General features: G+C 54.0%; 20 protein-coding genes. 16 read left to right on the forward strand and 4 right to left on the reverse strand.

Features of this window, described 5'->3' with window-relative positions; genetic code table 11:
- The first annotated feature begins 263 nt into the window (after positions 1–263).
- The 9 genes from nifH to ACZ5PT_RS07785 all read left to right on the forward strand — a co-directional run bounded on the left by nifH (position 264) and on the right by ACZ5PT_RS07785 (position 10,199).
- Complete coding sequence (gene nifH, locus ACZ5PT_RS07745; RefSeq protein WP_464266715.1) at positions 264–1,127, forward strand: nitrogenase iron protein; 864 nt, start codon at positions 264–266, stop codon at positions 1,125–1,127.
- A 197-nt stretch (positions 1,128–1,324) separates the two neighbouring features.
- Complete coding sequence (gene nifD, locus ACZ5PT_RS07750; RefSeq protein WP_464266241.1) at positions 1,325–2,767, forward strand: nitrogenase molybdenum-iron protein alpha chain; 1,443 nt, start codon at positions 1,325–1,327, stop codon at positions 2,765–2,767.
- 78 nt (positions 2,768–2,845) lie between these two features.
- Positions 2,846–4,312: a nitrogenase molybdenum-iron protein subunit beta gene (nifK, locus tag ACZ5PT_RS07755; RefSeq protein WP_464266242.1), complete on the forward strand. Its 1,467-nt coding sequence runs from the start codon at positions 2,846–2,848 to the stop codon at positions 4,310–4,312.
- Between the two features lie 257 nt (positions 4,313–4,569).
- Positions 4,570–4,950, forward strand: a complete 381-nt coding sequence (gene nifX / locus ACZ5PT_RS07760) for a nitrogen fixation protein NifX (RefSeq protein WP_464266243.1) — start codon at positions 4,570–4,572, stop codon at positions 4,948–4,950.
- 54 nt (positions 4,951–5,004) lie between these two features.
- Positions 5,005–5,274 carry a ferredoxin III, nif-specific gene (gene fdxB, locus ACZ5PT_RS07765; protein ID WP_464266244.1) on the forward strand — a complete coding sequence of 90 codons (270 nt, stop codon included), beginning with the start codon at positions 5,005–5,007 and terminating at the stop codon, positions 5,272–5,274.
- 12 nt (positions 5,275–5,286) lie between these two features.
- Complete coding sequence (locus ACZ5PT_RS07770; protein ID WP_464266245.1) at positions 5,287–5,670, forward strand: NifB/NifX family molybdenum-iron cluster-binding protein; 384 nt, start codon at positions 5,287–5,289, stop codon at positions 5,668–5,670.
- Between the two features lie 328 nt (positions 5,671–5,998).
- A complete protein-coding gene (locus ACZ5PT_RS07775; RefSeq protein ID WP_464266246.1) occupies positions 5,999–6,811 on the forward strand; it encodes an electron transfer flavoprotein subunit beta/FixA family protein in 813 nt (270 codons plus the stop codon).
- Between the two features lie 36 nt (positions 6,812–6,847).
- Entirely contained in the window at positions 6,848–8,179 is a 1,332-nt protein-coding gene (locus ACZ5PT_RS07780; protein WP_464266247.1) for an electron transfer flavoprotein subunit alpha, read from the forward strand.
- 43 nt (positions 8,180–8,222) lie between these two features.
- A complete protein-coding gene (locus tag ACZ5PT_RS07785) occupies positions 8,223–10,199 on the forward strand; it encodes a (Fe-S)-binding protein (RefSeq protein ID WP_464266248.1) in 1,977 nt (658 codons plus the stop codon).
- A 267-nt stretch (positions 10,200–10,466) separates the two neighbouring features.
- On the opposite strand, the gene ACZ5PT_RS07790 is transcribed toward ACZ5PT_RS07785, so the two are convergent.
- Complete coding sequence (locus ACZ5PT_RS07790; protein WP_464266249.1) at positions 10,467–10,685, reverse strand: hypothetical protein; 219 nt, start codon at positions 10,683–10,685, stop codon at positions 10,467–10,469.
- Positions 10,686–10,716: 31 nt separating this feature from the next.
- Here ACZ5PT_RS07790 and ACZ5PT_RS07795 point away from each other — a divergent pair, with 31 nt between their 5' ends.
- From ACZ5PT_RS07795 to ACZ5PT_RS07815, 5 genes are all read left to right on the forward strand, one after another.
- The gene (locus ACZ5PT_RS07795; RefSeq protein WP_464266250.1) at positions 10,717–11,601 is read left to right on the forward strand and encodes a radical SAM protein; all 885 of its coding nucleotides are present in this window, start codon (positions 10,717–10,719) and stop codon (positions 11,599–11,601) included.
- A 16-nt stretch (positions 11,602–11,617) separates the two neighbouring features.
- Positions 11,618–12,679, forward strand: coding sequence for a molybdenum ABC transporter ATP-binding protein (modC, locus tag ACZ5PT_RS07800; protein WP_464266251.1), 1,062 nt, complete (start codon positions 11,618–11,620; stop codon positions 12,677–12,679).
- Positions 12,676–13,431 carry a molybdate ABC transporter substrate-binding protein gene (modA, locus tag ACZ5PT_RS07805; RefSeq protein WP_464266252.1) on the forward strand — a complete coding sequence of 252 codons (756 nt, stop codon included), beginning with the start codon at positions 12,676–12,678 and terminating at the stop codon, positions 13,429–13,431. Before modC ends, modA begins: the two co-directional genes overlap by 4 nt.
- Before the next feature lie 9 nt (positions 13,432–13,440).
- Positions 13,441–14,127, forward strand: coding sequence for a molybdate ABC transporter permease subunit (gene modB, locus ACZ5PT_RS07810; RefSeq protein ID WP_464266253.1), 687 nt, complete (start codon positions 13,441–13,443; stop codon positions 14,125–14,127).
- A gap of 343 nt (positions 14,128–14,470) precedes the next feature.
- Entirely contained in the window at positions 14,471–14,788 is a 318-nt protein-coding gene (locus ACZ5PT_RS07815) for a YkgJ family cysteine cluster protein (RefSeq protein ID WP_464266716.1), read from the forward strand.
- A gap of 380 nt (positions 14,789–15,168) precedes the next feature.
- Here the strand turns inward: ACZ5PT_RS07815 and nifN are convergent, their stop codons facing one another.
- Both nifN and nifE read right to left on the reverse strand, forming a co-directional pair.
- Complete coding sequence (nifN, locus tag ACZ5PT_RS07820; RefSeq protein ID WP_464266254.1) at positions 15,169–16,461, reverse strand: nitrogenase iron-molybdenum cofactor biosynthesis protein NifN; 1,293 nt, start codon at positions 16,459–16,461, stop codon at positions 15,169–15,171.
- Positions 16,449–17,801, reverse strand: coding sequence for a nitrogenase iron-molybdenum cofactor biosynthesis protein NifE (nifE, locus tag ACZ5PT_RS07825; RefSeq protein ID WP_464266255.1), 1,353 nt, complete (start codon positions 17,799–17,801; stop codon positions 16,449–16,451). The genes nifN and nifE overlap by 13 nt, the downstream gene beginning before the upstream one ends.
- A 379-nt stretch (positions 17,802–18,180) precedes the next feature.
- On the opposite strand from nifE, the gene nifV reads away from it, so the two are divergent.
- Positions 18,181–19,320 (forward strand): homocitrate synthase, encoded by a 1,140-nt coding sequence (gene nifV / locus ACZ5PT_RS07830; protein ID WP_464266256.1) that lies wholly within the window; start codon positions 18,181–18,183, stop codon positions 19,318–19,320.
- A gap of 6 nt (positions 19,321–19,326) precedes the next feature.
- Entirely contained in the window at positions 19,327–20,151 is an 825-nt protein-coding gene (locus ACZ5PT_RS07835) for a GNAT family N-acetyltransferase (RefSeq protein WP_464266257.1), read from the forward strand.
- A gap of 199 nt (positions 20,152–20,350) precedes the next feature.
- On the opposite strand, the gene asd is transcribed toward ACZ5PT_RS07835, so the two are convergent.
- The gene (gene asd / locus ACZ5PT_RS07840) at positions 20,351–21,457 is read right to left on the reverse strand and encodes an aspartate-semialdehyde dehydrogenase (RefSeq protein ID WP_464266258.1); all 1,107 of its coding nucleotides are present in this window, start codon (positions 21,455–21,457) and stop codon (positions 20,351–20,353) included.
- Positions 21,458–21,496: the final 39 nt, after the last annotated feature.

Genomic DNA, 21,496 nt, shown 5'->3' on the forward strand with positions numbered 1-21,496 from the left:
AACCCGGTGAATAGTCCGGACTCTCTTTTGGGCTTTTTTATTTGCAGACAAAATTTATAACGAACGCAGCACCAGGGTGGCGCTGCTTCGGGCAATGGAGCCCGGTCCGATAGCGCAAAAATCGGGCCGGGTTTCTTTTTTCAAAAATGCCAGGACCGGCGGATCGATCCAGACACATCAAGGGGGATGCCGCCTCGGAACACTGTGCCGGACTGCTCACAAACAACATTTCACAAGGAGAAAAGACAATGGCTGAAAAGAAACTGCGTCAAATTGCAATCTACGGTAAAGGCGGCATTGGCAAGTCAACCACCACACAGAATACCGTGGCCGGACTCGCTTCCCTGGGTAAGAGAATTCTGATCATCGGTTGTGACCCCAAGGCTGACTCGACCCGCCTGATCCTGCACGCCAAGGCTCAGGACACGGTTATGGACAAGGTCCGTGAACTCGGTACCGTTGAGGATCTGGAGTTGGAAGATGTTTGTAAGCGCGGTTACGGCGAAGTCATGTGTGTCGAGTCGGGTGGTCCCGAGCCGGGTGTCGGTTGCGCCGGTCGTGGTGTCATCACCGCCATCAACTTCCTGGAAGAAGAGGGTGCTTACACCCCGGACCTCGACTACGTTTTCTACGATGTGCTTGGTGACGTTGTCTGCGGTGGTTTCGCTATGCCGATCCGTGAGAACAAGGCGCAGGAGATCTACATTGTTGTCTCCGGTGAGATGATGGCCATGTACGCCGCCAACAACATCTGTAAAGGTATCGTCAAGTATGCCGCTTCCGGTAGCGTCCGTCTCGCCGGTCTGATCTGTAACAGCCGTGAAACTGATCGTGAAGCTGACCTGATTCAAGCCCTAGCTGCACGACTCGGCACCCAGATGATCCACTTTGTCCCGCGTGACAATCAGGTGCAGCGCGCTGAGCTGCGTCGCATGACCGTCATCGAGTATTCCCCGGAGCACAAGCAGGCCGCTGAGTATCGGACTCTGGCGCAGAAGATCGTTGATAACACCATGTTTGTCGTCCCGACCCCGCTGGAAATGGAAGACCTGGAAGATCTGTTGATGGAATTCGGCATCATGGAAGCGGAGGATGAGACGATCATCGGCGTCGCTGAGAGTGCTTAAACGGTGGACGATTTGCGCCTGACTCGGCGTTGCTTCGGCAAGTCGCACACTCAACGTAGCTCGCGCTACGCCTCGTCCGCGACTTTCCTGTGCGCCTTGATTCAGACGTAACTTATCCACCTTAACCGGCAGCGGTTGTTGTAGGGGCGAGGCGGTGCCTCGCCCAGGGTACAGATCAATATATGAAGGAGTTACAGATGTCTGAAAGAAAGCCTATCAAGGGCATTACTACAGAAGGAACCGAGAAGTTGATCGCCGACACTCTGGCGGCAATGCCGGAGAAGGCTGCCAAGAAGCGGGCCCCGCACCTGGGTGCCAATGAGCCATCCGCTTCTCCTTGTGCGGTTAAGTCGAACAAGAAGGTTGTCCCTGGTGTTATGAGTCAGCGCGGCTGCGCTTACGCTGGTGCCAAAGGGGTGGTTTGGGGCCCGATTCGTGACATGGTGCACGTTTCCCACGGCCCGGTCGGTTGTGGTGTTTACAGCTGGGGAACCCGGCGTAACCTGATGCAGGGCATCCCCGGCGTTACTTCCTTTCCGATGGATTTTACCTCCGATTTCCAGGAGCGCGACATCGTTTATGGTGGTGACCTCAAACTGGAAAAACTGGTCCGTGAAGCGGATCAGCTGTTCCCGCTGAACAAGGGGATGTCGGTCCTTTCCGAGTGTCCGGTTGGTCTGATCGGTGACGATATCAACGCCGTTGCCAAGAAGATGGAAAAAGAAATCGGCAAGCTTGTCGTGCCTTGTAACTGCGAAGGTTTCCGCGGTGTTTCTCAGTCGCTTGGTCACCACATCAGTAATGATTCGATTCGCGACCACATCATCGGCAAGTTTGAATTCAAGGAAGCCGCTGGTCCTTATGATGTTGCCCTGATCGGTGATTACAACATCGGTGGTGATGTCTGGGCTGCCAAGCCGATCCTCGAAGAGATCGGCCTTAACGTCAAGAGCGTCTGGACCGGCGATGGCGAAGTCGAGAAAATCGGCGCAACCCATTCGGTCAAGTTGAACCTGATCCACTGTTATCGTTCGATGAACTATATGTGTAAGGTCATGGAAGAAAAATGGAATATTCCATGGCTTGAGTACAACTTCTTCGGCCCGACCAAGATCGAAGAGAGTCTCCGCGCTATCGGTGCCCTGTTTGACGACAAGATCCGCAAGAACGTTGAAAAGGTGATCAAGAAGTACAAGCCGGAGATGAAGGCGGTCACCGATGAGTACCTGCCACGCTTAGAAGGCAAAACCGCCATGCTGTTCGTCGGCGGCCTGCGCCCACGTCACACCATCGGCGCCTATGAGGACCTCGGCATTCAGATTACTGCCGCCGGTTACGAGTTCGCCCACCAGGACGACTATGACCGTACTGCCCCTGAGATGGCCAAGGGCACCCTGATTTACGATGACGTCTCCGAGTTCGAGCTGGAGAAATTCGTTGAAGAGCTCAAGCCTGACCTGGTCGGCAGTGGTATCAAAGAAAAGTATGTCTTCCAGAAGGCCGGCATTCCTTTCCGTCAGATGCACAGCTGGGATTACTCCGGTCCTTATCATGGCTACGAAGGTTTTAAAATCTTCGCCCGCGATATCGATATGGCGATCAATTCGCCGACCTGGAGCCTGGTTAAGAGCCCATTTTGATAAACGGATAAAAGATTCCCAGGTCGGGGCGGCCGAAAGGTCGCCCTGAACCGGGCAGCAATATAAGGAGTAAGCGCCATGAGCGAAGCAGCTGTCGCAATGAAAAAAGTGACCGAACACTCTCCCGAGGAGATTGCACGGGTCAAAAACTGGATCAATACCGAAGAATATAAAGAGAAAAACTTTGAGCGGACCGCTCTGGTGGTTAATCCGGCCCACGCTTGCCAACCACTCGGTGCACAGATGGTTGCCACCGGTTTTGAAGGCGCACTGCCCTTCATCCACGGCTCCCAGGGCTGTGCCTCTTATTTCCGCAGTACCTTCAGCCGCCATTACCGTGAGCCGGCTGCCGCAACCTGCGACGCCATGACTGAGGACGGTGCCGTTTTTGGTGGTCAGAACAACCTGTTTGAAGGGCTTGAGAATGCCTACGCCCTCTACAAGCCGAAGATGATCCCGATCTTCACCACCTGTATGCCAGAGGTTATCGGCGATGACCTGAATGCTTTCTCCAAGAATGCCAAGAAGCAGGGTTTTATCCCGGAAGATCTGCCGACTCCTTACGCCAACACCCCAAGCTTTAACGGCTCACACATCCACGGCTACGACGCTATGCTCAAGAGCATTCTGGTCACTCTCACCGCGGGGCAGAAGCTTGAAGGCAAGTGTACCGGCAAGCTGAACATTATCCCTGGTTTCGATGGCAACGTCGGCAACCTGCGTGAGTACAAGCGTATTGCCGAGTTGATGGACATCCCTTACACCATGCTCGCCGATGTCTCCGACGTCTTCGATTCTGGTTGTGATGGTGAGTACAAGCTCTACCCAGGTGGCACCAAAATGGAAGACGCTGCTGAGTCGATCAATGGCAAGGCGACCATCTCGCTGCAGAAATACTCCACGGTTACCACCATGAAGTGGATCGAGACCGAATATGACGGCCCTAAAGCAACGATGCCACTGCCATTCGGCGTGAAAAAGACCGACGAATTTATTCTCAAGCTGTCCGAGTTGTTTGACAAGCCGGTTCCCGAACAGTTGAAGGCCGAACGCGCTCGTGCGGTTGATGCTATGACCGACGCTCAGCAGTACCTACACGGCCGCAAGTTCGCTCTCGCTGGTGATCCCGATTACCTGCTCGGCCTCGTGACCTTCTTGCTCGAGATGGGTGCTCACCCTTGGCACATCCTCTGTTCACGCACCACCAAGAAGTTCCAGAAGGAGATGCAGGCGCTGCTCGACACTTCACCCTTCGGCGAAGGGTGCTCGATCTACATCAACAAAGACCTCTGGCACATGCGCTCGCTGCTGGTCACCGATCCTTGTGACGGTATCATCGGGGACACCCACGCAAAATGGGCAGCCCGTGACGCTGGAATCCCGCTGTTCCGCATCGGTTTCCCGATCATCGACCGGGTCAACCTGCACCGTACCGCGGTGGTCGGTTACAACGGCGCGATCAGTATGCTGAGTATGCTGGCCAACAAGTTCCTCGATATCAAGGACGAGACTTGCGAAGATCAGTGGTTCGAAATGATGAGGTAGCCTCTGCCCGAGCGGCCCTTTTACGCAATCTCTTCGTCAGGCTGCGAAATCACTTGTGCGGCGTAGCGCTGCTAAGCCTCCGCGCGATTTCTTACCTTCCTCGACCTTGCGCAAAATTGCTCGCTCTCAGGTTGGTGGTAGGGATGCTTAATAAACACCCGCTCTTTCCTTAACTGGGAGAGCGGGTGGGGGCGAAACAGATGATCCGTACGCGCCGTTTTGAAATTGTTTCGGCAACAGACAGAAAAGGATTACGCATGAAAGTCGCATTTGCCAGCACCGATAAAGTCCACATTGATGAACATTTCGGTAAGGCTGAAGAGTTTTATATCTGGAATATCGGGCCGGAGGATGCTGAGTTTACCGGCGTTATCCAAGTTAAGGATGAAGGCGGCGATTCTGCTGACCGTATCGAGGCGCGCAGTGCTGCGCTGGAAGAATGCGCGCTGGTTTACGTCGGCGAGATCGGTGGCCCGGCTGCCGCGCGACTGGTGCAAAAGAAAATCCATCCGCTAAAAAGCAAGACCCAAGAGCCAATTGCCACCGTGGTGACCAAGCTGCAGGAAGTATTACAGGGTAATCCACCGCCCTGGTTGCGCAAGGCGATGCTCAAAGGCGAACGCCCGACGGCCGGATAGCGGCTCTTCGGGCTTGCTACGACAAACGAATTCTAAAAATCAGGAGATAAGAACATGCCATTACTCACCGGAATTACCAAGGGCGGAGCCAGTTGGACGCCGACCTTTGTCGAGTCGCTCGATAACGAAAAATGCATCGGCTGCGGTCGTTGTTTCAAGTCCTGTGCGCGCAAGGTGCTGGGACCGGAAGACTTGATCGACGAAGAGTCAGAATCGGTGCGCATGGTCATGACCATCACCAACGCCGATAACTGTATCGGTTGCGCCGGTTGTGGCGTCGCTTGTCCGAAAAAGTGTTTTTCCTTCGGCACCATGGAAGTCTAAAGGGGGGGCATTATGCTCATTGCAGTCGCATCAAAAACCGGCACTGAAGTTGATCAGCATTTTGGTCATGCCCAGCGCTTTCTGATCTATGACTATGGTGGTGGCACCCCGCAACCGCTCAAAGAGGTTGCGGTCGAAAAATACTGTTCCTACGATCCGGACCACCCTTTCCGGCACTCACAGTTCGACGGGATTGTCAGTGCTCTGGAAGGGTGTAAGGTCGTTGTAATCAAGATGATCGGGGAATTGCCGAAGCAGGAACTGCAAAAAGCCGGTATTGCCTCCGTAGTGACCTCTGGACCGATCGCCGTTGCGTTGAAGCTAGCGCACGATTCGGTCTGTGGTGGAGGTTGTAAAGGCGGGAAACGTGCTGCTGGAACCTGTCAGCACGCCTGATAATTCCATTTTCCAGAGATGCAATGGCCGTTGGCAGGGGCAGTATCGTCCAGAGGGGGCGCTACTGCCCATTTTTTTCTTGGTTGGCGAAACTGCGTAGAGAAAAAACCAATGTCATGTGCGCAGTTATACGTATACGCCTTTTGGTAAAAAATACCTTTAAAAGTATGTGGCGCTCGCCGTGTTATGCTATTTGCAGAATTTAATTCTATAAGAAAAAGCTGTTGGCTTGCGTGGAAAATGCGTCAGGTAGTGGCTATTTGTCGTTAGCATTCATCATCAATGATATGGAAGAACTTCAATTTTTATCGGAAAGGGCATTGATTTCATGCTGGTCATCTCTTGTATCAAGCAGGTTCCTGACACCACTCAGGTGCAGATCGACCCGGTTACCAACACACTGATTCGTGACGGCATCCCGTTCATCATGAATCCCTACGACACCCACGCTCTCGAAGAGAGTCTGCGACTGCGCGACCAGTATGCGGTGCGCAGTGTTGCGCTGTCGATGGGGCCACCGAATGCCGAAGCGACGTTGCGCAAGGCCTGCGCCCTCGGCGTTGATGATGCCATTCTGCTTTCCGACCGTTGTTTCGGCGGAGCTGACACCCTGGCGACCAGTTGCGTGCTTGCGGCGGCCATCGATCGGTTGGCCAGAACCGATGAACTGGCGATTGTATTTTGTGGGAAACAGACCATCGACGGCGATACCGCCCAGGTCGGTCCCGGCATAGCCTCGCGTCTCGGCTTGCATCAATTGACCCTGGTCGACCGCATCGAACACCTCGACCTTGAGCAAAAATCGATACGCGTGCGCCGCAAACTTGAGGGGCGTTATGAAGTCGTTGAAGCCCCCCTGCCGGTCATGATCACCGTCGTGCGTGAAATCAACCAGCCGCGCTACCCGACCGTGCCGATGCGCCTGGCGGCTGAAAACTCGGAGATTAAAATCTGGGACAACAGTGTCTTACAGCTTGATGTCGAGACTATCGGCCTGAAGGGTTCGCCAACCTGGGTGAGCAAGATTTTCTCTCCACAGCGTGATCAGGGCGAGATTATTGGCGATGGCGAGATGGATCCGCAAGGGACTGCGCAGCTGTTAATCGACAAACTTTTATCTAAGGACCTCCTGGCGGTTTAGTCAAGGCACAGGACATCCGATAAGGATTTTAATGCTATGCAAGAGACAAAAATCAAGAAGCCACGGGGCGTGGCTCGGTATCTAGAGGGGAAATGTGTCGCCTGCGGTGAGCGCTGCGCCAGTGCTTGCCCGATTGATGGTATCACCATGAACGACGCAGGAGAGCTGCTGTCGATCGACGAAGAAGCCTGTATCGGTTGCGACAAGTGCGTCAAGGTCTGTGCTGTCGGTGCCCTGGAGATGTTCTACACGCCGGAACAACTCGAGCAACTGAAACTCTGGGAGGCCCAGCGAAAAGGGGTTGAAGAGCTGGACCCCGAAGTGCTGGCGCTGCGTAAAAAGATCGCCCAATACAAAGGCGTCTGGGTCTTTATTGAGCAGTATGGTGGTGAGGTGGCCAAGGTCTCCTGGGAGCTGCTCGGCAGCGGTCGCGAGCTGGCCGATAAACTTGGCGTTGAACTGTCGGCGGTGATTATCGGTCAGGACATACAGCCGATCCGGGGCGAAGCCTACGCCTATGGCGCCGATGCCGCGATTATGCTGGATGCTCCCGTCTATGGCGACTATCGGACTGAGCCGTTTACCGCCGCGCTCTGTTTCCTGATCGACAAACACAAACCGGAAATCATCCTGATGGGGGCCACCGGTCAGGGGCGCGATCTGGCCGGTTCGGTGGCCACTGTGGTCGGTACCGGGCTGACGGCCGATTGCACCGGGCTGTCGATCGATGCTCACGGCAACCTGGCACAAACCCGCCCGGCCTTTGGCGGTAACATCATGGCGACCATCATGTGCGACCGGTTCCGGCCACAGATGTCGACCGTCCGACCGCAGGTGATGCAGGTTCCCGCCTATGTTGCCGGTCGCAGCGGCAAGGTCATTCGGGAAAGTTTCGCTCCTGCTGAAGAGAGTGTTTTGGTCAAGGTCCTTGAGGTGCTCACCGATCAGGGGGGGAAGGACCAGGTCGATATCGCCGGGGCCGAGATCATTGTTTCAGGCGGACGCGGGTTGATGAACAAAGAGAATTTTTCCATTCTGCAGGCGTTGGCTGACGAACTCGGCGGTGTGGTTGGTGCCTCCCGCAGTGCCGTTGATGCCGGCTGGAAACCGCAAAGCCGGCAGGTCGGTCAGACCGGCAAGACGGTGCGACCGATGATTTACATCGCCTGCGGTATTTCCGGGGCCATTCAACATATGGTCGGCATGCAGGATTCGGACGTGGTTATCGCCATCAACCGTGATCCGCAAGCGTCCATCTTTCAGGTCGCAACCTACGGCATTGTCGGTGACCTGTTCCAGATCGTGCCGGCTCTGACCCTGGGAATCCGGGCACTGAAAGAGCAGCGTCGCAGCGGTCGCGCCGCCTAAACGCACCGGTAAATTTTTCTATCCAGGAGCAATGAGATCCCCTATGTCGATCAATCAAACTATCTATATCCCGCTGTTGGCAGTTTCGCTGCTGCTGTTCTGTTTCAGCTGTTACCAGCGCCTGCAAATGGTCTCCCTCGGTGCCGCCGAGATGCGGAGCGATCGTCCCGGGCAGCGTTTTTTTCGCATGCTCAGCTATGCCTTTGCGCAGAAGCGCGTCGTGCAGCGTCCCTTTGGCGTTAATCACTCGCTGCTGTTCTGGGCTTTTTTGCTGCTGGTGCTGGCCAACGGTGAGTTCCTGCTCGAGGGGCTGTTCCCGACCATTTCTCTGGCGCTGTTGCCGGCATTTTTGCATCATGGCTTGGCGTTTAGTTTTGATGTCGTCTCGTTGTTGACCTTGGTTTGCGTGGTGCTCGCCTTTTCCCGGCGGTTGTTTTTTGCTCCGAAGTATCTGGGCAATGACTACACCTCACCCCGCAGTGGCGAAGCCCTGCTGATTCTGGGCATGATTGCCACCTTGATGATCGCCTTTTTTCTGTTGCACGGGGCACAGCTTGCCCTTGGCGCAGATACCGCGGCGAGGCCGATTGCGGCTCTGCTCGGAACAGGGCTCGCCGGACTGTCCGGCGCCGCGCTCGAAACGCTGGCCCTGGTTTCCTGGTGGGTGCATGCCGTGGTGCTGCTGGTATTTATGAACCTGCTGCCGCGCAGTAAGCACATGCACATTCTCACCGCCATTCCCAATACCTATTTTTCCAGTCTGGAACAACCAAATACCCAGCCGCGGGAAGAGTTTGCCAAAGGCCAGCGCTTTGGTGTCAGCGGTGTTGAACAATTTACCTGGAAGGATCTGCTCGACAGTCTGACCTGTACCGAGTGCGGTCGCTGTCAGGATCTCTGTCCGGCGCACAATACCGGCAAGCCGCTCAATCCCCGGCGGATCGTCCACGACATCAAAGTTAACCTGTTGAGTAACGGCGCGGCGTTGAAAAACGCTCAGACCGGGACTCTGCCTCTGATCGCCGCAGAGCAAGCCGAAGGCAGCAGTTGCGTCGAAGCCTTGTGGGATTGCACCACCTGCGGTTCCTGTGTCAGCGTCTGTCCGGTGTTGATCGAGCAGATGCCGAAGATCGTCAAGATGCGTCGCCACTTGGTGCAGGAAAAAGCTGAGTTCCCGGAAGAGCTGCTCAACCTGTTCGAAAATATGGAGCAGCGCAGCAACCCCTGGGGGATTGCCCCGTCCGAACGGAGCAAGTGGAGTAGCCAACTCGGTGAGCGTTCTTTTGAAACGGGCAAAAGCGAGGTGCTGTTCTTTGTTGGCTGTGCCGGCAGTTTCGATAACCGCGCTAAGCATGTCTCTGTCGCCCTGGCGACCATTATGGATGCCGCCGGGGTCAGTTGGGGGTTGCTCGGCAAAGAGGAACTGTGCTGCGGCGACAGCCTGCGGCGGCTCGGCAATGAGTACGTGTTCGACAAAATGGCCAGAGAGAACGTCGCGTTGTTCAGGGAAAAGGGGGTGAAGAAGATCGTCACCGCCTGCCCGCACTGCTTCAGCACCTTGAAAAATGACTACCGGCAGTACGGTCTGGAGATTGAGGTGCTGCATCACAGTGAGTTGATCAGCGAATTGATTACCGAAGGAAAGCTTAAGCTGCCGCCGGTTGATCAGGGCAAGCTGCTGTTTCATGATTCCTGTTACCTGGGTCGTCACAACGACACCTACGCTGCTCCGCGCGAAGTTCTTAAAAGCGCTACCGGCAGCGCCCCTGTCGAGTTCGAGCGCAGCCGTGAGAGTGGCTTTTGCTGCGGAGCCGGCGGCGGTCGGATGTGGCTGGAGGAGGTGACCGGCGAACGTATCAATCGGACGCGGGTCAAGGAAGCGCTGACCCATGAGCCGGATACTCTCTGTGTTTCCTGCCCCTATTGCATGACGATGATGGAAGACGGGCTCAAGGATGAGGGGGCCGAGGCAACCCGGGTGAAAGATATTGCCGAAATTGTCGCTGAAGCATTGAGATAGTCGCTTGTGCAACATAAATCTCTGCAGCCCCAACGCATCAAATGGTTGGGGCTTTTTTTTAGATCATAAGAGGTGGGCAGATTGTCTATTTTCTGCACAATGTTTGGGCACATTTCCTGATAACTTCCTGAAAACCCCCAATTTTGCTCTATGGAAAAGTTGGCATGACCTATGCTCTAATGATCATCAACAATTGATGTTATTTCGGGATACGACGAGGTCTCCCACCACATACAGGCAATGAAGCCCCGGGAACATTGAAGCGTTCTACGGGGTTTCTCTATTTAAACGATCAAGCAATGGCGCTTTCGAGAATTTTTCGAAAGCGTTTTTGCCTTCAAGTTTCTTTGAATTGTGAACAGTCGTTGCGAAATTGATGAGATTTAGGATCAAAACCTTTGAAAAATGAGGCGCCTGGCTGTAGCCAAGGGCCGAGGCTTTTCTGGGTTTTGCGCCAAATATCGACAATTGCAGCAGGCTGAGCACAGTTCAGAGGAACTCCCAAAGGAGACTGGCTATGGCAACTGGATGCCCGATGATGAAGATGAAGCGTGAGACCGATCATCCCTGTTTCGGTGGTGATCACAGCAAGGCGGGACGGATTCACCTGCCGGTCGCACCTGGGTGCAATATCAAGTGTGGTTTTTGTGAGCGTAAGTTCGATTGTGCCAATGAAAGTCGTCCCGGAGTTACCAGCAAAATTTTGACTCCCGAACAAGCAGTACGGCGGGTTGAGCTGGTCAAGCAGCACATGGAAAAGCAGGGTGGAGCTCAGTTGAAAGTGGTCGGCATCGCCGGACCCGGTGATCCGCTGGCCAATCCTAGAACCTTTGAAACCTTCAAGTTAATACGCGCCGCCTTTCCGGAAATGACCCTTTGTCTGTCAACCAACGGTTTGCGGTTGCCAGAAAAGTTGGATGACATTCTCGCAGCGGACGTTCACAGCCTGACCGTGACCATAAATGCCTTGAGCCCGAAGACCGGGACCAAGGTTTATGAATGGATCAACTTTGCCGGCACCAAAATCTACGGTGAAGAGGCGGCGGAAATTCTGTTGATGAAACAGCTTAAAGGGGTTGAAATGGCGGCCAGGGCCGGACTGATGGTCAAGGTCAACCATGTCTATATCCCTGGAGTGAACGACCACGAAACCCTCGACCTAGCGGTCAAGGTGCGTGAACTTGGCGCTGAGATGATGAACATTATGCCGGTGATCCCGATCGGCATGTTCAAGGATATCAAGCCCCCATCTGAGTCAACCATGGAGATGGTCCGCAACCAGGCGGAATTGATTCTGTCGCAGGCGCGGCATTGCAAGCAGTGTCGCGCTGATGCCGCCGGAGTTGTTGGTAAGGATATTAACCTGGAAGAATTGGAGTTAGCTTCACCGCTGGCGAGCTGATGAGGCTAACAAAACGATGAAACTCACTGTTGAGCTGATGAAATGTTTAGGCCGGTTTGATTTTGCCGCCGGGTTTACGGTCGAAGGGTCGCGAATCGGCATCTTCGGACCTTCCGGGAGTGGTAAGTCGACCCTCAGTAATCTGCTCTCCGGTTTGCTGGCCGCGGATGCTGGAACGATTCACCTCGATGACCGCTGCCTGTTTGATAGCCAGGCACGGATCAATCTCAGTCCGGAGAAACGCCGGGTCGCAGTGGTCTTTCAGCAGGCGCACCTGTTTCCCCATTTGAATGTGCAGCGTAACCTGCTCTACGGTTATCGCCGCACGGCTGCAGAGCGGCGAAAGCTAAAGCTTGAGGAGGTTGCGGCGGCCCTCGATATCACCCGTTTGTTGGGGCGGAGCGTCGGTGAACTTTCTGGCGGCGAGAAACAACGGGTTGCTCTGGGGCGAGCACTGCTGGCCTGTCCTGAGCTGTTGATCCTCGACGAGCCACTGAGTGCCCTTGACAAGAATCTCAAGGAACAGATCATCCCCTACTTACGTAAAACCCTGCGGCGCTTCGAGATTCCGTATCTCTATATTTCCCATTCGCTCAGCGAAATGCGCCTGCTGACTGATCAGGTGCTGTTGTTTGCTGATGGGCAACTGCAGGAAATCAGTCATGCCGAAAAACTGGCTCAGCAGCGGATGGCCAGCAACCGGCAGGGTTACCTGAACCACCTGCAGCTGAGCGAGCCGCGCGAGGTCGGCAGCATGCTCGGCTATCGCTGGGGGGCAAACGAACTGTTGTTGACTGATCATGAACAGCCGGTGTCTGGCCTGTTTGAACTCTCGAGCAAGGATGTGCTGCTGTTCAAAAATCATCCCCATGCCTTGTCCGCGCGCAATCTGCTCAGTGCGACGATCAGCGAGTTGATCCCGCAGGGCGGCTCGGTCGGTGTGAAGCTGAATTGTGGCGGCGAAGAATTGATCGCCCAGGTTGTGCGTGAGGCGGCACTTGAGCTGGAAATGGAGGTCGGGATGCCGGTTTATGCTGCAATCAAGGCCTCTGCCTTTAGGAGATTGGTGTCATTATGAGAAATAAAATTCTTTATTTTATCAGCATCCTTTTGTTGTTTGTTGCTTTCACTGTTCCGGCGGACGCCGAAGAAGTCCATATCTCGGCCGCTGCCAGTCTGACGGAGGTCGTAAAGGAATTGGTTGCCGGTTATGCTCAAGCACACCCGCAGGTTGAATTGCTGCCAAATTTTGCTTCGTCCGGAGCTTTGGCCAAGCAGATTGCTGCTGGAGCCCCGGCCGACATCTACATTTCGGCAAACCCGAAATGGATGGAATATCTGCAGCAACAGAAACTTATCCCTGCCGGAGCGGTAAAACAGTTGCTGCAAAACCGCCTGGTGGTTGTCGGTCGACCGGGTGGGGTGAGCAAGTCACTGGAGCACCTGACGGAATTAAAGCGGATCGCCATCTGTAGCCCTAAATCCTCCCCTGCCGGTAAATATTCCCAACAGGCACTTTCTGCTGCCGGAGTTTATCCGCAACTGGTTGCCGAGCAAAAACTGGTGCTGGCCAAGGATGTGCGTCAGGCATTGATGTATGCGGACCGCGGCGAGGTTGATGCCGCTTTTGTCTATTTGACCGATGCGCGGCAGGCAACACAGGCACAGATTCTGTTTGCGGTGCCGGAGGCATTTTATCCGCAGATTACTTATCCCGCTGCTTTAACCGAAACCGGTGCTGAACTGAGTGCTGCCCGTACTTTTTATGCCTATCTTTTCAGTGTCGAGACGCAGTCGATATTTGCAAAGTATGGCTTTCTGCTTCCATAACAAGAAAAGATGTTCGCTCTCTCCCCAACAGATTATCAGGCCCTGTGGATGTCTGTCCGAGTCGCAGCGGTGGCAACGCTGATTGCTCTGCCGATCGGTTTCGGTTTGGCCTGGCTGCTGGTGTTCAGTCGTCTGCGCTGCAAACCGTTGCTCGATGGTCTGATCAACCTGCCGCTGGTGCTGCCGCCGGTGGTGATTGGCTATCTTTTGCTGTTATTACTCGGTCGACAGGGGCCATTGGGGCCAATCCTAAAGACCCTCGGCTTGCAACTGATCTTCAGTTGGAAGGGAGCAGTGCTTGCCTGTGCGGTGATCGGTCTGCCGCTGATGGTGCGCTCGATCCGGTTGGGGATGGAGCAAATAGATCCGCAGTTGCTGAACGCTTCACGGACCCTCGGCGCTGGTTGGTTCGATACGCTGTATTCCATTGTCCTGCCGCTATCAGTTCCCGCGCTGATCACCGGAAGTTCTCTCTGCTTCGCCCGCAGTCTCGGTGAGTTCGGCGCGACCATCATCCTCGCCGGAAATATCCCCGGTGTCACCCAAACCATCCCGCTAGCGATCTACGATTACACCAACACCCCCGGCGGCGATGCTGGTGCCCTGTCGCTCTGCCTGGTTTCCATTGGAATTTCCTACCTGGTGTTGATGTTCAACGAACTCCTGTTGAGACGTTTCTGTCGTACCAGGGCCTGATTTCGTTTTAGCGAATGCAGTTTTCAGTCCCTGTTTTTTCGCTCTGCTGGTGAATTTTGTTGATTCCAAAACTCCTAAGGATAGGTGCGAACCTACTTTTGATAGAACCTTTGAGATTAGGGGTAACGGGTGGTTGCCGAGTTAAGCCTATTGCGGCCACAGCTTCATAATTTTCAGACGAAACCTATCTGGTGTGCTTTAAATCGGTATGTTTAGCATCGTGAACGGAACGCTACGAAGCAAAGAGTGGGAAGTTATGACGGATGGATTGTTTCAGAAAAATATATAATGTATAAATATATAAGGGGTTTCTTGAGTTAAGGAGAATGTTATTTCAAGCGAGATATGTAGGAAATGTGCTGAATGTTGTAAAAATCACCCTTTTATAGAATTGTCTAAAAGTGAAGTGGACTTGCTAGAACAGGTGACAGGCTTACAATCTGAGGTGTTTACAAGCTCAAAAGGTAAATCAGTTGAAGAATATTTCTTACAATTTCAAGAAAACGGAGATTGCTTTTTCTTGAACGAGAATAATGCCAGTTATTCTTGTTCTGTATATAAAGCAAGACCAGAAACCTGCGTAAAGTATCCATTAAACACTAGGCAGAAAGAAGTCTGTGAAGCAAACAGGAAAAAAGTTCTGAATAAATATTTCGGCTAGCGGTGAATTCATTTCTGCATCTCGTATGGAGTAACTTCTAACTCAAATTCAGGGTCGCGGGGTTGCGGTCCCGCTCGACGCCGTCATTTCTTTGTGCGCCCAAAGAAACGAAGCAAAGAAAAGCGCCCGACCTCCTTGCCCTTCGGGTCCCCTCTGTTTCGTTCCGTTTAGCAGCTCGGAAAAAAAACTCGCTGCGCTCAAACATTTTTCCTCGAAATCCTGCCAAACTCCACTGCACTTCGGCCGCGTCACACGGGGTTGATGTTCAAAATCTCCTTTGGCTTCTGCCGAAGCACCTTTTTCTTCAGACTCTTTTGTGGTGAGACAAGATGAGTATGGCGTCTGGCAGGATGCGACCCGCCGGTTCTAAGGCTTTAAATTTAAGACGCCTGATGTTCCCGCATCAAAGTTGCCGCATTCGCACACTCAAACAAAAAGTACGCTCCCCCCTCATAGAGAAGATCATTCTTCAGCGCATTCCCCACCTGCTCCCAGTTCGGGAATCCCCGCACAACCAGGCCTTTGTGCAGCCGATTGGCCAAGGCTTCACAGTGGAAATTGCCTATAACCAGGTCATATTCATCCGCCAGATTTTCCGCATCTTCCAGGTCCCCGACCAGTACCTTGTCAGCTTTGATCTTTTCCAGTGGGGGGGAATCCACCGTTGCTATGGCGACCGTCACTTTTCCGCCTGCCTCGTAGAGGGACTGGCAGATGCCGGCGAGTTGATCCGGTTCGGCAACCACCAAAAAGCGAGTCTGGCCGATGGAAAAGTGACTGTCGATCATCGCGTCTTGTAAGCGTTTGCGCCAGCGGACGATATTTGCCTGTGGCAGTTCGATACCGCTTTCCGCCATCAACAGTTCGATCAACTCATCTGAAGCTTCCAGCCCACTCAAATGGGAAAAATGCTGATGGCGCATCGTCGGGTTTTTTACCTGCAATGCTGCAGCACATTTCTGCATCGAATCACCCACAGTGAGAACCAACGTCGTATCGCCAAGTTGCTTGATCTCTTCCACAGAAATCCCACCGCTCGACAGCGCCGCCTGTTTTTCACCGAGATGGCCATCGAGTGAGGTTGACAGGTCAGGTAAAGCGAAGGCGGTAAAGCCGAATGCGGCACAAATATCTTTGATTTTCTCAACCTCGATCGGCTGTAGGCTGACATGCGGCAGGATGACAATTTTCTTTGTATCGATGGTCGTGCTCGGTTCGACGAGCTGTTCGATGATCGCCTTGCAGGTCAGCTCCCAACCGCTCTCAAGGCCCCCTTCGTAATCGGGGGAGTTGACGTAAACCAGCGGAAACTTGATCTGTGCGGCGACCCCGCGGATATCATCTCCCTTGGTTTCCGGCAGGCCGGTGGTGTGCAGGCCGATCAGACTGGGAGTTACTTTCTTGGTGATGTTTTTCACCGACTCAACAATGCTGTAATCACCCCCGTCGAGCACCGCAATCGCATCGGTGACAGCACTGGTCTGGATGGCGATCGGTTCGCAGAAGTGCCGGGTGTAGAAAACCTTGGTTAAGCTGGTGCAGCCTTGTCCGCCGTGCATCAGCGGCATGCAGCTGTCGATGCCCAAAAAAGCGAGGGTCGCGCCCATCGGCTGGCTCAACTTGAACGGGTTGACCTGCAGCGGTTTGTTTGACTTATGGATTACTTCTCCCATGGGGCCCTCCGTGTCACCAGCTTGAAAACTGGATTTTCCAGTGCGTTTTTTAAATCCTCGGCGAGGTTCAGGAGGCCGTCGTAGCCGCCGTAACTTTTCTTTTTCTCCTGATTGACGTCGGCAAACGAAATTCCTTTTTTGATTGCCGTGTAGAGGGAACGACCACCAGCCAGCAACAGCTGCGCACCCCGTTCGTCGATCAGCTTTGCCTGCTCCGCTCCGGGGTTCATCATCAGGACACCATCTTTGCCCAGATACTCTCTGGCTTTGGCGCGGTCGGCCTCGGTCGCTTTTTTTACCGCTGTAGCGACGACCTCTATCCCTAAATCTTGCAGTGCTGATGCGATCGACCAGCTTTTATTGCCGCCAGTATTCAGCACCGCTTTTTTGCCAGCAAAGACTTTCTTGTACGGAATAAGCTGCTCTTCAAGCTTGGCTTCTTCTCGGGCAACCAGAGCTTTGGTCCGCTCGATCAGATTGGCGTCACCCAAGGCGTCGGCGATAGCCCGCAAGCCATTACTGGTATCGCGTTTGCCGTAAAAAGAGAGTGAGATTGACGGGATGCCGTATTGTTCCTGCATCTTGCGCGTCAACGAGATGAGCGACTTGGCGCAGACGATGACGTTCAACTTGGCGCGGTGGGCGGTACGAATATCGGCCACCCGGCCATCGCCGCTTAATGTTGAGAGGATGCGGATACCAAGTTCATCGAGCAGGTGGCTGTATTGCCACATGTCGCCGGTGACATTGTATTCACCGATCAGGTTGATATCGAAGGGGCTGGTCGTTTCTGGCTCTTTGCTGCCGATCAGGTGGCGTAGTGCCGCTTCGCCGCCGATGCGGCTGCCGAGGTTTTTGCTGCCGACAAAGCCGGGCGCATGCACCGGAATCATCGGCACACCATACTTTTCTGCCGCCTGCTTGCAGATCAGGTCGAGATCGTCGCCGATCAGCGCAGTAACACAGGTGGAATAGACGAAAACCGCCTCCGGTGCGTAATGTTCCATAATGTAGTCGATGGAGTTGGTGAGCTTCTGCTCGCCACTGAAGACGACATCATTTAAATTGACGTCGGTGGTGAAACCCCTCTGCGTCAAGTCGCGCCCTTTCCAACTGGTTTTGGTGGCGCGGGTTTCCCAACTGGTGGCCAGACAGGTCATCGGACCGTGCACCAGGTGAGCGGCATCGGCGTAGGGGAAGAGGGAAATCTGTGCGCCCTCGAAGGCACAGCCGCCGGTGGTCGCCCCTGGAGTTGGGGCGTTGCAGGCGACCTTCTTGGTTTTATTATGTTCGCAGGCGCTCTCGTCGAGCAGTTCGCGTATTTTTGGTTTGGCTGACACGACAATTTCCTTTGTCCAGAGGCATAAGTAAATCCATCGCGTCATTGGGAGGGAGAATAAAAGAGCAACATCTTTGTCGCTCGTCAATCTCTATGAGCAAGAGTCCTGCCAGAATGGGGAATCGCAGGATTTATCGGTTTCTGCTGCATTTGCGCGAAAAAGTGGCGCGAAAACTGTGCATTCTGTTTATTAATTGTTCACTTTTTTATCAGGGAAAAATGAAACTCGCTGTTTACGCAGGCTGGAAAAATCGGCACGCCCCTTGCTTTTAAACTGGTGGTTAAGCAGATCGGCAATGGCGCTGACCTTAAAACGGCAATGAAGCCCCGACCTCTACTTTAAGAGGTGCGGGGTTTCTTTATTTGAATTGAGATATTTTATGGACCCTCTGGAAAATCAACAGATTGTGATTGATGACACCACCTTGCGTGACGGTGAACAGACCGCCGGAGTGGTCTTCAGTCTGGAAGAAAAGAAGCGGATCGCCCGGATGCTGGATGAGATCGGGGTTGGTGAGCTGGAGTGCGGTATCCCGGCGATGGGCAAACAGGAGCAGGCTTCGATCCGCGCGCTGGTCGATCTGGGACTCAACGCTCGTTTGCTCACCTGGAACCGGGCGGTTATCGCTGATATCCAGGCCTCGTTACAGACCGGCGTGCAGGCGGTCGATGTCTCCCTGTCGGTCTCCGATCTGCACATCAAGCACAAACTCGGCAAAAGCCGGGAATGGGTGAAGGAGCAGCTGAAGGTCGCGGTCGGTTTCGCCAAACAGCATGACCTTTACGTTTCTGTTGGCGGTGAAGATGCCAGCCGTGCCGACCTCAATTTTTTGCTTGAGCTGCTGCGGATTGCCGAAAGTGAAGGTGCCGATCGCTTCCGTTTTTGTGACACCCTCGGGATTCTCGATCCGTTTGTCACCTATGAAAAGGTGAAATTTTTAAATGAGCGGACCGCTCTTGATCTGGAGGTGCACACGCATAACGATTTAGGTATGGCGACGGCCAATGCAATTGCCGGCATTCGAGCCGGAGCACGATTCGTCAACACTACGGTCAACGGACTCGGAGAACGGGCAGGAAACGCCGCTCTCGAAGAGGTGGTGATGGCGCTCAAGCATGCCTGCAACAGAGATATACAGATCGACACCAGTCGCTTTGTCGAGCTGTCCCGCTTTGTCGGCAAGGCCAGTCAGCATCCGGTGCCGGAGTGGAAAGCGGTGGTCGGCGAAAAGGTTTTTTCCCACGAATCAGGTCTGCATGCCGACGGAGTAATCAAAAATCCACTCAACTACGAAGGCTTTGATCCCGCTGAAGTTGGTCTGCAGCGACACATGGTGCTTGGTAAGCATTCTGGCAGCCATGGGCTGGCGGATCGTTTGGCTAAGCTTGGAATCAAATTAGGCTCACAGGAACTGAATGCTTTTTTGACTCAGGTGAGGACTCTGGCTCAAGGGAATAAGCGCCCGCTGACTGATATGGACATCATGCAACTGTATCACTCACCGCAACAAGTGGCTTAACCCAGGATGCTGTCGATCCGTACATCGAAAACCTCAGATTGGAAGTCCTTTTATGTCCTTGCGGCGGAAGAAGGATGGAGAATCCCACAGATTGAACGGCGACTCTTTCAGGGACCTTGGTCGAAGTACGCCCTGGCTTGTATTGATAATAATGAGTTTTGTGGCCTGATTACGGCTGTTCCTTACCAGCGAAGTGGTTGGATTGGAAACCTGCTTATTCCGCGCCATTTGCGGGGGCGCGGATATGGGTCGAGGTTGTTTGCAGAGGGCTTTACGCAACTGTGCAAACTCGGGGTGGCGTCAATCTGGCTCACTGCGTCCGAACAGGGCCGACCAATCTATGAGCGGGTCGGATTTGTCGCCATTGATCAGATCGAAAGATGGATTTTGCCTGTTCGGGAAAAGGTTCCGGTCGCAGAAAATAACAATCACGTTGGTTGGGACGTATTATTAACTGCCGATAGCGCAGTCTGGGGAGAGAATCGTTGTGCTTATTTGCAGCAACTCTCTATGGAGAGTCAGTCTTTTGCCCGTGGCGGTTCGACTGCTGCTCTCCAGGGGGACTCTGAATCTCAGGTTATCGGTCCTTGGTACGGGCAAGAAAACGTTTCCCCTTCATCAAGGCAGAGCCTGCTGCAAAGTCTTATTGCCTCGGCAACACCATCCCAAGAGCTCATCATCGACTTGATCGCATCCTCGCCGTTGCGGAGTTTGCTGCTGGCTGCCGGATTTGTTCCTGCGGGTAAAACGGAACTGATGGTTTACGGCGATATTGGTTCCATCAAATTGGAAGAAATGGCGGCATTGGCAAGTTTGGGTAGCGTTGGTTGATCGGTTTTTTCGCTCCTGCAGCAGTTAGTACGTTTCGGGAAGGAAAGGTCGGTCCTGAATCAGATTTCCCACCAATAGAAATGCCCGCAAACCTCAATAAGGTCGCGGGCATTTCTCTGTTTATGTCGATAGCAACAGCTGCAAGTAAACCCTTGGCGAATGTTTCTGCCGGGGTTTTTGCTGCTATGGCAAAACAAACTTACTGCTTCTGCAGAATCCGCAACATCCGCCGCAACGGCTCGGCGGCGCCCCACAGCAGTTGATCGCCGCAGGTGAAGGCGGACAGGTACTGCGGTCCCATCTTCATTTTCCGTACCCGACCGACCGGGATACTCAAGGTGCCGGAAACAGCGGTCGGCGTCAGTTGCTCGAGGGTTTCCGCTTTGGTGTTCGGCACCAGTTTGACCCACTGGTTGTCACCATCTAGAATCTGCTCGATTTGATCGATCGGCAGGTCCTTGTTCAGTTTGATGGTCAGCGCTTGGCTGTGACAGCGCATGGAGCCGATCCGCACGCAGATGCCATCAATCGGGATTTGCGACTGGCTGCCGAGAATCTTGTTGGTTTCAGCAAAACCCTTCCACTCTTCGCGGCTCTGACCGTCTTCAACTTCGCGATCGATCCATGGGAGAACGCTGCCGGCCAGCGGAAAACCGAATTCGGCCGTGGGAATGCCATCGCCGCGCAGGGTCGCGGTGACCTTCTTGTCGATCTCCAGGATTGCCGAACCGGGGGTGCTGAGCTCTTCGGCCACCGAAGCGTTCAGGGTGCCCATCTGCGCCAGTAATTCGCGCATGTTCGGTGCGCCGGCACCGGAAGCGGCCTGATAGGTCATTGAGGTGACCCACTCGACCAGCCCGGCCTTGAACAGGCCGCCGATCGCCATCAGCATCAGGCTGACAGTGCAGTTGCCGCCGATAAAATCCTTGACGCCATTTTTCAACGCGTCTTCGATAACATTGGCATTGGTCGGGTCGAGAATGATGACCGCGTTCTCCTCCATGCGTAAGGAGGAAGCGGCGTCAATCCAGTAACCGTCCCAACCGCTGGCACGCAGTTTGGGGTGAACTTCTTTGGTATAGTCTCCGCCCTGGCAGGTGATGATGACATCCTGCTCGGCGAGTTTTTCAATATTGCTGGCATCCTCGAGGGTGCCGCCGCCTTGACCGAAGTCCGGGGCTGTCTGGCCTGCCTGGGAGGTGGAAAAAAAGACTGCATCGACTCCGACAAGGTCGTTCTCTTCAACCATGCGTTGCATCAGCACGGAACCGACCATGCCACGCCAACCGACTAATCCGACTTTCATAACTTTCTCCATGTTGACGGGGGTGAAAAATCCTCTTAT

The sequence above is a fragment of the Desulfuromusa ferrireducens genome (genome assembly GCF_055389805.1).